The sequence below is a fragment of the Mesorhizobium sp. CCNWLY176 genome (assembly GCF_037153935.1).
Lineage (GTDB): Bacteria > Pseudomonadota > Alphaproteobacteria > Rhizobiales > Rhizobiaceae > Mesorhizobium_M > Mesorhizobium_M zhangyense.
The window spans coordinates 98,282-112,153 of record NZ_JBBBDZ010000013.1; the positions used below are offsets into that span (position 1 = coordinate 98,282).

Here is a 13,872-nt window from a genome sequence, read left to right on the forward strand (position 1 = left end):
CATCACCGTCTCCAAATGCAATATTGTTATAGATCAGAAGAGCTCAATCAGAATCCCCATGCCTCAACCCCGCCGCATTAAAGCCACAATCTAGCAATGAAGGCAACCGTACCGTGTACGGCGAAATTGCGGTTTGGTTTACAGGTGTTGCATTTTTGCTGACGCTGCGTCATCGCACGTCGCGTGCCCCGTCCCGTTGTGCCGGCTTGAAAACCCGGTGGGGAAGATCGATCCTGTCGCGATGCCACAAGCAGGTGGTTGCGTGGCAGTGGTAGTCTCAGCGCCGGGAGAAAAAAATGCAGGAGCGGGACACTCTCGGTCTCACCCTTTCCGGGGCGGGGCGTGAAAGCCTGGCGCATTATCAGCGCGCCTTGCATGAACTGCAGTGCTTCGTCGGCGATCCGGTCGGGTCTGTGAATGCGGCGATCGACGTCGATGCCGGTTTCGTCATGGCGCATGTGCTGAAGGGGTATCTCTACGGCCTCTCGACGGAGCGCGAGGCCATGGTGGTTGCGCGTGAATGTCATGAGGCTGCGTCGCAATTTGGCGCGACGGGCCGCGAACACGCGCATGTCACCGCACTCGGCCATCTCGCCAACGGGCGCTGGCACGATGCCGGGCGCGTTCTTGAAGATCTGACGCAGGAGGTGCCGCGCGATGCGCTGGCCTTACAGGCCGGTCATCAGATCGATTTCTTCACCGGCAACGCGCCGATGCTGCGCGATCGGCTCGCACGCGCCATGCCTGCCTGGAGTGCCGGTATGGACGGCTATCACGCCATCCTCGGCATGCAGGCTTTCGGCTTCGAGGAAATGGGGGATTACGCCCGCGCCGAAGCCTTGGGCCGCGCAGCGATAGACCTCGAGCCGCGTGACGGCTGGGCACAGCATGCAGTCGCCCATGTGATGGAAATGCAGAGCCGCCAGCGTGATGGCATTTCATGGATGCGTTCCAACACCGAAGGCTGGACGAAAGAGAGTTTTCTGCAGGTGCACAATTGGTGGCACCTTGCGCTGTTTCATTACGATCTCGGCGAGACGGACGAAGTGCTGGCGCTCTATGACGGGCCGATCTCTGGCGGCTGCATCTGGGCGGCGTCGATGTTGGTTCGCGCTGGGCCGGTCTCGCCGCCGGCTGGGCACCCAAGGCGAAAGCCGGCAACTACGCCTTCAACGACATCCACGCGATGATGGCCTTTGTTGGCGCGGGGCTTTCCGAGCCGGCAAGGGAACTCCTCGACGCGCAATATGAGGCGATGCAGGCTGGCGACGACAATGCCGCCTTCACGCGGGATGTCGGCCATCCGGTCACGCTGGCTCTCAAGGCGTTCGGGGAAGGGCGCTACGACGACACCGTTCGATTGCTCCAACCGGTGCTTTCGATCGCACACACATTCGGCGGAAGTCATGCGCAGCGCGATGTTATCGACCTCACGCTCATCGAGGCGGCATTGCGTGCGGGCGATGCTTCGCTCGCAGGAAGACTGTCGGCCAGTCGGGCGAATGCGCGACCAGCCAGCCCATTGTCACAGCTTTTCATCAAGCGAGCCGAGACGCTGAGAGCAGGGGTTGCTTGAACAATCATTTTTTACGAGACCCGAAAAAATACTTCCCAGCGCAGCAATATTTGCTATGAAACAGGAATACGGGAGGATTTGCGGCGCGAGGGCAGCTTCGTGGCGCTCTGACACAAGAAGCGAATACGTCTGAAGCGGGGCACCTGCCTGCATTTGGCTTCAGTCGGGAGGAGAGCGATGTATCTCGGAATTGATCTCGGCACGTCCGGCGTCAAGGCGCTGTTGATGGACCATGCGCAGAAAATCGTGGCCTCCGGGCACGGTGCGTTGGATGTCTCTCGCCCCCACCATGGCTGGTCGGAGCAGAACCCCGCCGACTGGATCCGCGCCACCGAAGAAGCTTTGGGCGAGCTGAAGGCGAAACATTCCAAAGAGCTTGGCGCGGTCAAGGGCATCGGCCTTTCGGGCCAGATGCATGGCGCGACGCTGCTGGACGAGCGCGATCATGTGCTGCGGCCCTGCATCCTGTGGAATGACACACGCAGCCATGCGGAAGCGGCCAAGCTGGATGCCGATCCGCGTTTTCGCAAGATCACCGGCAACATCGTCTTTCCCGGCTTCACTGCGCCGAAGCTGGCATGGGTCAAGAACCATGAGCCGGAGGTTTTCGCCAAGGTCGCGAAGGTTCTCCTGCCCAAGGATTTCCTGCGCCTTTGGCTGACTGGCGAGCATATTTCCGAGATGTCGGATTCGGCCGGCACGTCTTGGCTCGACGTCGCCAACCGGTGCTGGTCGCCCGAACTGCTGGCGGCAACCGACCTCGATGAAAAGCATATGCCGAGCCTTGTCGAGGGCACCGAGCAAGCGGGCGTTCTGCGCGCCGAGCTTGCGGGCAAGTGGGGTATCAGCGGCAACGTCGTCGTTGCCGGCGGGGCAGGGGACAATGCGGCTTCCGCCTGCGGCATGGGCACGGTCAAGCCTGGGCATGCCTTTGTTTCGCTGGGCACGTCCGGCGTGCTGTTTGCGGCCAACGGCTCCTACCTTCCGAACCCGGAAAGTGCCGTCCACACATTCTGCCATGCCTTGCCTGACACCTGGCATCAGATGGGCGTCATCCTGTCGGCGACGGATTCGCTCAACTGGCTTTCCGAGATCACGGGCAAAAGCGCAGCCGAACTGACGCAGGAACTCGGCGATGAATTGAAAGCACCGACCGGTGTTTCCTTCCTGCCCTACCTCTCCGGCGAACGCACGCCCTATAACGATGCGGCGATCCGCGGTGTCTTTGCCGGCCTTGGCCATGAATCGGACCGTGCGGCGCTCACGCAGGCGGTACTTGAAGGCGTGTCGTTTGCCTTCCGTGATAGCCTTGAGGCGTTGAAGAAGGCAGGCACCACGCTTTCCCGCGTCACGGCGATCGGCGGCGGTTCGCGCTCGCGCTACTGGCTGAAATCGATCGCTACCGCGCTCGGCGTGCCGGTCGACATCCCGGCCGATGGCGATTTTGGCGCTGCTTTCGGCGCCGCCCGACTTGGCCTGATCGCGGCGGAGAACGCCGATCCGCTGGCCGTTTGTGTTGCGCCGGAAACGGCCGAGACGATCGAGCCCGACGCCCGGCAAGCAGACCCCTATTCGAACGCCTATCAGCGCTACCGCGCGCTCTACCCAGCCATCAGAGGAGTTTCATCGTGACCACCGGTTTTTTCGGCGACGCCAAGCCCGCCAAATATGAAGGCCCCGACAGCACCAACCCGCTGGCCTACCGCTTCTACAACAAGGACGAAGTGGTGCTCGGCAAGCGCATGGAGGATCATCTGCGCTTTGCCGTTGCCTACTGGCATTCCTTTGCCTGGCCGGGCGGCGATCCCTTTGGTGGCCAGACCTTCGAGCGTCCGTGGTTCGGCGATACGATGGAGAATGCCAAGCTGAAGGCCGATGTCGCCTTCGAGATGTTCTCGCTGCTGGGCGCGCCCTATTACTGCTTCCACGATGCGGATGTGCGCCCTGAAGCCGATACTTTCGCCGAAAGTGCAGCCCGTCTCGATGATATTGTCGACATCTTCGCGCAGAAGCAGAAACAGACGGGCGTCAAGCTGCTTTGGGGCACGGCCAACCTCTTTTCCAACCGCCGCTTCATGGCAGGTGCTGCCACCAATCCCGACCCGGATGTCTTTGCCTACGCTGCCGCGACGGTGAAAAAGTGCCTTGACGTCACCAAGAAGCTCGGTGGCGAGAACTACGTGCTGTGGGGTGGGCGCGAGGGTTATGAGACCCTGCTCAACACCGACATGAAGCGCGAGCGCGAGCAGGCGGGGCGCTTCCTGTCGCTGGTCGTCGACTACAAGAAGAAGATCGGCTTCAAGGGCGCGATCCTCATCGAGCCGAAGCCGCAGGAGCCGACCAAGCACCAGTATGATTACGACGTTGCGACGGTCTATGGCTTCCTGAAGGATTTCGGCTTGGAGAAGGAGGTCAAGGTCAATATCGAGCAGGGCCACGCCATTCTCGCCGGCCACTCCTTCGAGCACGAACTGGCGCTGGCCAACGCGCTCGGCATCTTCGGTTCCATCGACATGAACCGCAACGATTACCAGTCCGGCTGGGACACCGACCAGTTCCCCAACAATGTGCCTGAGATGGCGCTGGCCTATTATCACGTGCTGGCCGGCGGCGGCTTCAAGACCGGTGGCACCAATTTCGATGCCAAGCTGCGCCGCCAGTCGCTCGACCCGCAGGACCTGCTGATCGGCCATATCGGGGCGATGGATTGCTGCGCGCGCGGGCTGAAGGCTGCCGCGAAAATGATCGAGGACAAGGCGCTTTCGGGTCCGCTCGAAGAGCGTTACGCCGGCTGGAAATCCGCCGAAGCCAAGGCGATGCTTTCGGGCAAGCGTTCGCTGGAAGAGATCGCCGAGCGCGTCGTCAAGAAGAAGATCGAGCCGCAGCCGAAGTCGGGCCGGCAGGAGTATCTTGAGAACGTCGTCAACCGCTACGTATGAGCCTGGCAGGGTGCCGGCGCGCTACGCCGCTGGCACCACGCTTGCCCCGATCTGACGAAAGCCACCGCTGTTGGCTGCTGCTAGGAAAGGCGGCAAAGCGGAGGCTGAAGGCAGATGGGTGATGGTCGAATAAATGTGCGCCGCGCGCGGGCAGGCGATACTGTCGCGCTGAAGGAAATCCTGCGCGATACGTTCGAGAATACCTGGCTGCCGCATATAACGCCCGCATCGGCAGAGCGCTATGTCCACTCGGATATTGGCGGCCGCTATGTGGATGAACACGGGCAGGACTTCGCCGTCGCCGAGATAGACGGAAAGCTTGCCGGGCTGGTGCATTGGCAAGACGATTTCATCGAAGCCTTGCACGTTTCCACGCAATATCAGGGGCGTGGTGTCGGCCGCAACCTTCTCGATCACGCGGAGGCGATGATCCGCAGCGCCGGTTTCCCGCAGGCCCGACTGGAGACGGACACGTTCAACGAGCAGGCTCAGGCCGTTTACAAGGCGCGCGGATATGAGGAGAAAGGCCGCTATCCCGATGATGAATGGGACAGTGGGTTCACCACGGTCCTGTTTGTCAAGCAATTCGCCTGATTGCGCGGTTCAAATTTGTGTTTCGCGGCAGGTGGTCAGCGCAACAAAGTGTGACCGATTTTGCCTCATGATGACCCCTCTCCTGCCTTCAAGAAGCCGTCACCTGCTTCCTATATAGTGGCTTCAGAGTAGCCTTATAGGAGGACAGTCGAGATGAACTCCGAACCTGAAAACCAGATTGAAATACTGCTTTCGCGCCGCGAAGGCAGCTCGATCGTCGATGGCCTGTTTGCCTTGCCCGCCCAGGTTTCCACCGGCGAGCAGACGAACGAATGGGACCGCGCCGTCAACAGCCGGCTCGAGGCGGTTCTGGCAAATCAACTGCGTTCGCTCATTGGCAAGGACCAGCGCGACGCGGCCTGACAAAACACGGTCTAGCGCCGCCTGATCCTGACCGGCGCTTCCCCAAACGCATGCGAGAAACTTCTGGAAAACGCCGCCGGCGAGGAAAAACCGGTGCGCGTGGCGATGTCCGCCATCGAAACCTGCGTGTCGGCGACCAGCCGGCGCGCCGCGGCGAGGCGCAGCCTGAGATAATAAGCGCCCGGCGTCTCGCCGATCGATTTGCGGAAAATGCTCTCCAGCGTACGCGGCGTGACCCCAGCGCGTCTGGCGATGGCCGCGACCGTCAAGGGCTGGTCGATATGCGCTTCCATCAGGCGGATGGCCTGGGCGAGGCGCGGGTCATAGCCGTCGAGCCGGCCGAGCGAAACGAGCGGCTGCGCGTCCGTTGCGGCGCGCGCCTGATCGTAGATGAAGACACTCGCCACATCGAGCGCCACCGCCATGCCGAGGCGCGAGCGGATGAGGTGCAGCATCAGGTCGAAGGTGGGCGATGCCCCTCCGCTGGTGAAGACCGGGCCGTCGATGACATAGCGGTCTGGCCGCACGTCGACGCCGGGGAAGGCTTGCGCGAAATCTTCCATGTCTTCCCAGTGCGTGGTTGCGGCGCGCCCTTCCAGCAGACCGGCACGCGCGACAAGCCATGTTCCGGCTTCGATGCCGCCGATTGCCTGCGCTGACCGCGCGGTTCGCCGCAGGGCAGCCAGCAGGGCGGGTGTGCCTTGCGTCTTGGTGCCGAAGCCGCCGACGATTGCCAGCACATCGGTTTTTTCATTGGCATCGAAACGGCCGCTGACCGCGACGGGCAGGCCGGATGTGGTGACTGGTGCCTCGCCGTCGATCGATACGATCTTCCAGTCGAAAAGCGTTTCGCCCGAAACGCGGTTGGCAGCGCGCAGCGGGTCGATTGCCGAGGCCACGCACATGATGGACGAGCCGGAGAAAACCAGAAGCGTTACCTTGAGGGCTGAACGGTCCGGCAGAAAGATCGAGGGCTTTTCGCTTTTCATCAATCCTACTTCGTAAAGTGCAAAGCAGTTTCCGGCAAGTCAGGCATTGTTGTCGCCTGTTTCGATTGGGAGAGAGTTCGATGCCGCTTGAGATGAACCGCGAGGTTTTCATTACCTGTGCCGTGACCGGGTCCGGCGGCTCGCAGGATCGAAGCCCGCATGTGCCGCGTTCTCCCAAGCAGATCGCCGATTCGGCGATCGATGCGGCAAAGGCGGGCGCTGCCATCGTCCATTGCCATGTGCGTGACCCCGAAACCGGCAAGCCGCGCCGCGACGTGCATCTCTACCGGGAGGTCACCGAGCGCATTCGGGATGCCAATGTCGATGTCGTGCTGAACCTCACCGCCGGCATGGGCGGCGACATGGTCTTCGGCTCGACCGAGCAGCCGCTGCCGCTGAAGACGCAGGGCACCGACATGGCCGGCGCCAGCGAGCGTGTCGAGCATGTGCGCCAGTGCCTGCCGGAGATCTGCACGCTCGACTGCGGCACCATGAATTTCGCCGAAGCCGATTATGTCATGACCAACACTCCCGGCATGCTGCGCGCCATGGGCAGCATGATGACGGCGATGGGCGTCAAGCCGGAGATCGAAGCCTTCGACACCGGACATCTCTGGCTTGCCAAGGAATTGGTGAAGGAAGGCGTTCTGAAGCCGGACGCACTCGTGCAATTGTGCATGGGCGTGCCGTGGGGCGCGCCGGACGACCTCAACACTTTCATGGCCATGGTCAACAACGTGCCGTCGACGTGGAACTGGTCGGCCTTTTCCATCGGGCGAAACCAGATGGCCTATGCCGCCGCTGCCGTGCTTGCCGGCGGCAATGTCCGCGTCGGGCTTGAGGACAATCTCTGGCTCGACAAGGGCGTGCTCGCAACCAATGCGCAGCTGGTCGAGCGAGCCGTCACGGTCGTTTCCAACATGGGCGCGCGCGTCATCGGGCCGGAAGAAGTGCGCAAGAAGCTGAACCTGACCAAGCGCGCACCCATCAGCCAGAACGCCGGAGCATCCGCATGAGCATTGTCAGCAAGGCCGCCGCAATCGGTGGCGGTGTCATTGGTGCCGGCTGGGTTGCGCGCCTGCTTCTCAACGGCATCGACGTTTCGATCTACGATCCCGACCCGGAGGCTTCGCGCAAGGTCAGCGAAGTGATGAAGGGCGCGCGCCGCGCCTACAGGCAGATGCTGCCCGGCGGCCTGCCCAAGGAAGGCAAGCTGACCTTTGCCAAGACCATCGCGGAAGCGGTGCACGACGTCGATTTTATCCAGGAAAGCGTGCCGGAAAGGCTCGACCTGAAGCATCGCGTGCTGGCCGAGATCGACCTGCACGCACCGGCCAGCGCCATCATTGGCTCTTCCACGTCCGGCATCAAACCCACCGACATGCAGGTGGCGATGAAGAAGCATCCTGAGCGGCTGGTCGTCGGCCACCCGTTCAACCCGGTCTATCTCCTGCCGCTGGTCGAGATCGTCGGCGGCGAGCAGACTTTTCCGGAAGCCATCGAGGTCGCCAAGGAAATCTATGCCTCGATCGGCATGAAGCCGGTGGTGATCCGCAAGGAGATCGAGGCTTTCGTCGGTGACCGCCTGCTCGAAGCCGCATGGCGCGAGGCGCTATGGCTGATCAAGGATGGCATCTGCACAGTCGAGGAACTCGACGACATCATGCGCTATTCCTTCGGCCTGCGCTGGGCGCAGATGGGCATGTTCCAGGTCTATCGCGTCGCCGGCGGCGAGGCGGGCATGCGCCATTTCATGGCCCAGTTCGGCCCCTGCCTGAAATGGCCCTGGACCAAGCTGATGGACGTGCCGGAATTCAACGACGAACTGGTCGACCTCATCGCCACGCAGTCGGACGACCAGTCCGCCAAGTGGTCGATCCGCGAACTCGAAAAGATCCGCGACGACAATCTCGTCGCCATCATGGAAGCCCTTTCGAAGCAGAACAAGGGCAAGGGCTGGGGCGCCGGTGAGTTGCACAATGACTACACGAAGCAGCTTGCCAAGCTCGCAGCCAAGAAGCCCAAGGCTTCCAAGTCTGCGGAAAAGGCCAAGGCAACCAAAGCGGTGAAAGCCAAGGCCGAGAAGCCGAAGAAAAAGAAGAAGGGCTAAGCCATGGATTTCGGCCTTTCCGAAGAGCAGCGCCTGATCGTCGATACCACGCGAGCCTTTGTCGAAAACGAGCTCTATCCTCATGAAGCCGAGGTCGAGCGCACCGGCCATCTGCGCCCCAACCTGATCGAGGAGTTGAAGGCCAAGGCGATCGAAGCCGGGCTCTATGCCGCCAACATGCCGGCCGATGTTGGCGGGGCGGGGCTGGATACAGTGACATGGCTGCTCTACGAAAAGGAGCTTGGACGCGCCAATTACGCCCTGCACTGGACCTGTGTGGCGCGGCCTTCCAACATCCTGCTCGCCGGCACGCCCGAACAGCGCGAGAAATATCTGTTTCCCTGCATTCGCGGCGAAAAGTCCGACTGCCTCGCCATGACCGAGCCGGGCGCCGGCTCCGACCTGCGCGGCATGAAGGCAACCGCCGTGCAGGACGGCGACGATTGGGTGCTCAATGGCACCAAACATTTCATCAGCCACGCTGACATTGCCGATTTCGCCATCGTCTTCATGGCTTCCGGCGAGGAAGATTCTTCCCGCGGCAAGCGCAAGAAGATTACCGCCTTCTTCGTCGACAAGGGCACCAAGGGTTTCACCGTGCGCGACGGCTACCGCAATGTCTCGCATCGCGGCTACACCAATTCGGTGCTGGAATTCGACGACTGCCGCCTGCCGAAGGAACAGGTTCTGGGTGAAGTCCATAAAGGCTTCGAGGTCGCCAATTCCTGGCTTGGCGCGACCCGCCTGCAAGTCGGTGCGACCTGCCTTGGCCGGGCCGAGCGGGCGCTGGGCCATGCCATCGAATACGCCGCGCAGCGCGAGCAGTTCGGCCAGCAGATCGGCAAGTTCCAAGGTGTTTCCTTCAAGCTCGCCGATATGGCGACGGAGTTGAAGGCTGCCGACCTGATGGTGTTCGAGGCCGGCTGGAAATACGACCGGGGCACGGTCACCGATCAGGACATGGCGATGGCCAAGCTCAAGGCGACGGAGGTTCTCGCCTTCGTTGCTGACGAGGCGATCCAGATCCACGGCGGCATGGGCCTGATGGACGATCTGCCGCTGGAGCGCATCTGGCGCGACGCGCGCGTCGAGCGCATCTGGGAGGGCACGTCCGAGATCCAGCGGCATATCATTTCGCGGGCGCTTCTGCGCGCAGTCGGCGGGTAACCATGCTGCGTCTCGAACGTCTCCTTCGCCCCAAATCCATCGCCGTGATCGGCGGCGGCGCATTCGCCCCCAATGTCGTGAAGCAGTCGCTCAAGATGGGCTTTGCCGGTGACGTCTGGCCTGTCCATCCGAAGCGGGATGAGGTCGCGGGGGTCAAGGCCTATCGCTCTGTCAGCGACCTGCCGGGTGCGCCGGATGCGGTGTTCATCGGCGTCAACCGCTTCGCCACCATCGACATCGTGCGCGAGCTTGCGCAGCTCGGCGCAGGCGGTGCGATCTGCTTTGCCGCCGGTTTTCTCGAGGCAGGCGCCGACGATGAAGATGGCGAGCGGCTTCAGGCCGAACTGATCGAGGCAGCAGGTACCATGCCCGTCATCGGGCCGAACTGTTATGGCCTGATCAACTATGCCGACGGCGCGCTTCTGTGGCCGGACCAGCATGGCGGGCAGCGTCTGGAGCCGGGCACCCGGGGTGCTGCGATCATCACGCAGTCGTCCAACATCGCCTGCAACCTGACCATGCAGCAGCGCGGCCTGCCGATCGCCTTCCTGATGACAGCGGGCAACCAGGCGCAGACGGGCCTGTCCGAAATGGCGCTCGGCCTGATCGAGGATGAGCGCGTCTCCTGCCTCGGCCTGCATATCGAAGGCTTCGACAAGGTCGACGGCTTCGAGCGTCTCGCTACGCGGGCGCGGGAACTGAACAAGCCGATCGTGGCGATGAAGGTCGGGCGTTCTGAACAGGCACGGGCGGCGACTATTTCGCATACGGCCTCGCTCGCGGGATCGGACGCTGCGTCCGACGCCTTCCTGAAACGCCTCGGCATTGCACGGGTCAATTCGATCCCGTCCTTCCTCGAGACGCTGAAGCTGCTGCACGCATTCGGGCCGCTTGCGGGCGGCACGCTGTCATCCATGAGCTGTTCGGGCGGCGAGGCGTCGGTGATGGCCGACAGCGCCGAGGGCCGCAAGGTTCGTTTCCCGGCGTTGAGCGAAGAGCATTGGGCGCGTGTGAAATCGACGCTTGGCTCCTTCGTCGCGGTGGCCAACCCGCTCGACTATCACACCTTCATCTGGAACGATGAGCCGGCGATGACGGCGACCTTCGCCGCCATGGTGTCGGGCGGTTTCGACCTCAACCTGCTGGTGCTGGATTTCCCGCGCAACGACCGTTGCTCGGACGCAGACTGGTGGCCGACGGTGCGGGCCTTCGAGGCCGCGTTGAAGACCAATGGCGCGCGCGGCGCGGTCGTTGCTTCGATGCTCGAGAACCTGACCGAGGCGCACGCCACCGAACTGTTCCGGCGTGGTATCGTGCCGTTGCAAGGCATCGTCGAGGCGATGGATGCGGCTGAGGCGGCTGCGTTTATCGGCGAGGCCTGGCGGCGTTCCTCCCCCCTTGAGGGGGAGGTGTCCGCGAAGCGGACGGAGGGGGTAGCCTCAGAAGGCACCGCCACTAGGTCGCGCGCTTCATCGGCGACCCCACCCGGCGGGGCCCGGCCCTCCGCTATGGCTCCGGGCGTTCGTCACTCGAAAAGCCAAATCGTTGGCTTTTCGTCCGCTTCGCGAACCGTTCCTCACCCCCTCAAGGGGGAGGGGAACACCCCCGACGAGGCAGAGGCCAAAGCACTGCTGCGCAAGGCCGGTCTTGCCGTTCCGCAAGGCGTGCGCGCAGCCGCAGTTGCCGAGGCGATTGAAGCTGCCGAAAAACTCGGCTTCGCGGTCGTCCTGAAGGCGCTGGGCGTTGCCCACAAGAGCGAGCTTGGCGCGGTCAGGCTCAACCTCAAATCCGCCGACGATGTCCGCCGCGCCGCCGAGGCGCTGCTTCCGCTTGGAACCGGCCTCTATGTCGAGCGCATGGTCGAGGGCGGGGTCGCCGAATTGATCGTCGGCGTTACCCGAGATGAACTCTTCGGCCCGGTGATGACGGTCGGCACGGGCGGTGTTCTGGTCGAGCTTTTGAAGGACAGCGCCACGCTGCTGTTGCCCGCTTCGCGCGCCGAGGTTGAGGCTGCGCTGCGCGGCCTGAAGATGTTCCCGCTGCTCGACGGTTATCGCGGCCGGCCCAAGGCCGATATTTCGGCTGCTATCGATGCGATCCTTGCAATCTCGGATTTTGTGCTTGGGCAGGCCGGCGCAATCGAGGAACTCGATATCAACCCTCTTATCGTCTGCGGCGAGGGCAAGCGCGCGTGGATTGCCGATGCGCTGCTCGTCCTATCCTCCCCCCTTGAGGGGGAGGTGGCCGCGCAGCGGCCGGAGGGGGTTACCTCAGAAGACACTGCCACGCCGTCGCGCACTGCCGCGGCGACCTCACCCGAACGGACTTTGTCCAGCCACCCTCCCCTCAAGGGGGAGGGGGCAGTCAGCGCAGGAGAGTAATCATGTCCGACGTCGTAAAAACCCGTCGCGAGGGTGGAGTGTTCGAAGTCACGCTCGATCGGCCCAAGGCCAACGCCATCGACCTGGCCACCTCGCGCCGGCTTGGCGAGACCTTTCGTGCGTTCCGCGATGACCCCGAATTGCGCGTCGCCATCGTCAAGACTGCCGGAGAAAAGTTCTTCTCTGCTGGCTGGGATCTCAAGGCCGCGGCCGGCGGGGATGCGGTCGATGGCGACTATGGCGTCGGCGGTTTCGGTGGGTTGCAGGAACTGCGCGACATGAACAAGCCGGTGATCGCCTGCGTAAACGGCATGGCGGTGGGCGGTGGTTTCGAGCTGGCGCTGTCCTGTGATCTCATCTACGCCTCCGACCATTCCTCCTTCGCCCTGCCGGAGATCAAGGCCGGCACGCTGGCCGACGCGGCGACGATCAAGCTGCCCAAGCGCATTCCCTATCATGTCGCCATGGACCTTCTGCTCACCGGCCGCTGGATGGATGTGCAGGAGGCGCATCGCTGGGGGTTGGTCAACGAGGTGCTGCCTGCTGACAAGCTCGAGGATCGTGTCTGGGAAGTCGCCCGGTTGCTCGCCGGCGGGCCGCCGCTGGTCTTTGCCTCGATCAAGGAGGTTGCACGGCGGGCCGAGGCGATGGAGTTTCAGGACGCCATGAACTGGATCACCAAGCGCAAGTTCCGCACGGTCGATGACCTCTATGCCTCGGAAGACAATATGGAAGGCTTCAAGGCCTTTGCCGAAAAGCGCGACCCAGTCTGGAAGGGCAAGTAACACGTGACCGACTATGCAAAACTGATCGACAGCGAGACCTGGGCCTTCATCGAGCGGACCAATTCCTATTATCCGCCCGACACGATCGACTATACGATCGAGCAGCAGCGCGCGATCTACGACCGCATGTGCCGCGAATTCTTTGCCGGCTATCCAGAGGGCATAAAGGCTGAGAATCACTCGGTTGCCGCGCCGTTGCATGAAATCCCGGTCCGCATCTATCGCGCTTCGGGCGACCCCAAGGCCGTCATCGTCTATTACCACGGCGGCGGGTTCATCCTCGGCGGGCTCGACAGCCATGACGATGTCTGCGCCGAGCTTTGCGCGCGCACAGGCTACGAGGTCGTGTCGGTCGATTATCGCCTCGCGCCGGAGCATCTTCATCCGGCGGCGTTCGACGATGCTCTTGCTGCGTTCGAATGGGCGGCCAAAAGCTATACGCAGCCGATCCTGCTTTGCGGCGATTCTGCCGGTGGCAATCTCGCTGCTGCCGTAAGCCACGCCACGCGCGGCCATGAGAGACGGCCCATCGGGCAGGTGCTGATCTATCCGGGCCTGGGTGGCGACCAATCCAAGGGTTCCTATGTGACCCACGCCGAAGCGCCGATGCTGACGATGCGCGACCTCGTCTTCTACAAGGATATCCGCACTGGCGGCGCCGACGTTTCGGGCGACGTCACCTACACGCCGCTGGCTGACGCCGATTTCTCAAATCTGCCGCCGACTGTGATCGTTACCGCCGAATGCGATCCACTTTCGAGCGACGGGCAGGCCTATGCCGCGCGGGTGATCGCGGCGGGCGGCAAGGCCTTCTCGCATGAAGAGCCGGGACTGGTGCACGGCTATCTGCGCGCCCGCCATACGGTTGGTCGCGCCCGCGCCAGCTTCACGCGGATCATCGATGCGGTGGCGATGCTTGGCCGGCGTGAGTGGGCGTTTGCATAAAATTCTATGGTCTCAAATAACTT

10 protein-coding genes and 2 pseudogenes are annotated in these 13,872 nt (G+C 62.7%); 11 read left to right on the forward strand and 1 reads right to left on the reverse strand.

Going from position 1 to position 13,872, the window contains the following annotated elements; all coding sequences use genetic code 11:
- Positions 1-296 precede the first annotated feature (296 nt).
- The 5 genes and pseudogenes from WBQ96_RS20640 to WBQ96_RS20660 all read left to right on the forward strand — a co-directional run bounded on the left by WBQ96_RS20640 (position 297) and on the right by WBQ96_RS20660 (position 5,472).
- Positions 297-1,576: pseudogene (locus WBQ96_RS20640) on the forward strand (tetratricopeptide repeat protein).
- Between the two features lie 177 nt (positions 1,577-1,753).
- Positions 1,754-3,208 (forward strand): xylulokinase, encoded by a 1,455-nt coding sequence (gene xylB, locus WBQ96_RS20645; RefSeq protein WP_336553582.1) that lies wholly within the window; start codon positions 1,754-1,756, stop codon positions 3,206-3,208.
- Positions 3,205-4,515 (forward strand): xylose isomerase, encoded by a 1,311-nt coding sequence (xylA, locus tag WBQ96_RS20650; protein ID WP_165120362.1) that lies wholly within the window; start codon positions 3,205-3,207, stop codon positions 4,513-4,515. The genes xylB and xylA overlap by 4 nt, the downstream gene beginning before the upstream one ends.
- Before the next feature lie 135 nt (positions 4,516-4,650).
- Positions 4,651-5,109 (forward strand): GNAT family N-acetyltransferase, encoded by a 459-nt coding sequence (locus tag WBQ96_RS20655; protein ID WP_336553584.1) that lies wholly within the window; start codon positions 4,651-4,653, stop codon positions 5,107-5,109.
- 153 nt (positions 5,110-5,262) lie between these two features.
- Positions 5,263-5,472, forward strand: a complete 210-nt coding sequence (locus WBQ96_RS20660; RefSeq protein ID WP_336553586.1) for a hypothetical protein — start codon at positions 5,263-5,265, stop codon at positions 5,470-5,472.
- An 11-nt stretch (positions 5,473-5,483) separates the two neighbouring features.
- Here the strand turns inward: WBQ96_RS20660 and WBQ96_RS20665 are convergent, their stop codons facing one another.
- Positions 5,484-6,464, reverse strand: coding sequence for a GlxA family transcriptional regulator (locus tag WBQ96_RS20665; protein WP_336553588.1), 981 nt, complete (start codon positions 6,462-6,464; stop codon positions 5,484-5,486).
- A 77-nt stretch (positions 6,465-6,541) separates the two neighbouring features.
- Here WBQ96_RS20665 and WBQ96_RS20670 point away from each other — a divergent pair, with 77 nt between their 5' ends.
- From WBQ96_RS20670 to WBQ96_RS20695, 6 genes and pseudogenes are all read left to right on the forward strand, one after another.
- A complete protein-coding gene (locus WBQ96_RS20670; RefSeq protein ID WP_336553590.1) occupies positions 6,542-7,477 on the forward strand; it encodes a 3-keto-5-aminohexanoate cleavage protein in 936 nt (311 codons plus the stop codon).
- The gene (locus WBQ96_RS20675; protein WP_336553592.1) at positions 7,474-8,571 is read left to right on the forward strand and encodes a carnitine 3-dehydrogenase; all 1,098 of its coding nucleotides are present in this window, start codon (positions 7,474-7,476) and stop codon (positions 8,569-8,571) included. Before WBQ96_RS20670 ends, WBQ96_RS20675 begins: the two co-directional genes overlap by 4 nt.
- Before the next feature lie 3 nt (positions 8,572-8,574).
- On the forward strand, positions 8,575-9,738 hold the full coding sequence (locus WBQ96_RS20680; RefSeq protein ID WP_336553594.1) for an acyl-CoA dehydrogenase family protein: 1,164 nt from the start codon (positions 8,575-8,577) through the stop codon (positions 9,736-9,738).
- Positions 9,739-9,740: 2 nt separating this feature from the next.
- Positions 9,741-11,957: pseudogene (locus WBQ96_RS20685) on the forward strand (acetate--CoA ligase family protein); the annotation flags it as partial.
- Between the two features lie 164 nt (positions 11,958-12,121).
- Complete coding sequence (locus WBQ96_RS20690) at positions 12,122-12,904, forward strand: carnitinyl-CoA dehydratase (protein WP_336553598.1); 783 nt, start codon at positions 12,122-12,124, stop codon at positions 12,902-12,904.
- Between the two features lie 3 nt (positions 12,905-12,907).
- Positions 12,908-13,849, forward strand: a complete 942-nt coding sequence (locus WBQ96_RS20695; protein WP_336553600.1) for an alpha/beta hydrolase — start codon at positions 12,908-12,910, stop codon at positions 13,847-13,849.
- Positions 13,850-13,872 lie beyond the last annotated feature (23 nt).

Coding starts and splice junctions, on each gene's coding strand:
- WBQ96_RS20670 (WP_336553590.1), top strand. CDS start 6,542: ATGCCGCTTGAGATGAACCGCGAGGTTTTCATTACCTGTGCCGTGACC.
- WBQ96_RS20660 (WP_336553586.1), top strand. CDS start 5,263: ATGAACTCCGAACCTGAAAACCAGATTGAAATACTGCTTTCGCGCCGC.
- xylB (WP_336553582.1), top strand. CDS start 1,754: ATGTATCTCGGAATTGATCTCGGCACGTCCGGCGTCAAGGCGCTGTTG.
- WBQ96_RS20680 (WP_336553594.1), top strand. CDS start 8,575: ATGGATTTCGGCCTTTCCGAAGAGCAGCGCCTGATCGTCGATACCACG.
- WBQ96_RS20675 (WP_336553592.1), top strand. CDS start 7,474: ATGAGCATTGTCAGCAAGGCCGCCGCAATCGGTGGCGGTGTCATTGGT.
- WBQ96_RS20690 (WP_336553598.1), top strand. CDS start 12,122: ATGTCCGACGTCGTAAAAACCCGTCGCGAGGGTGGAGTGTTCGAAGTC.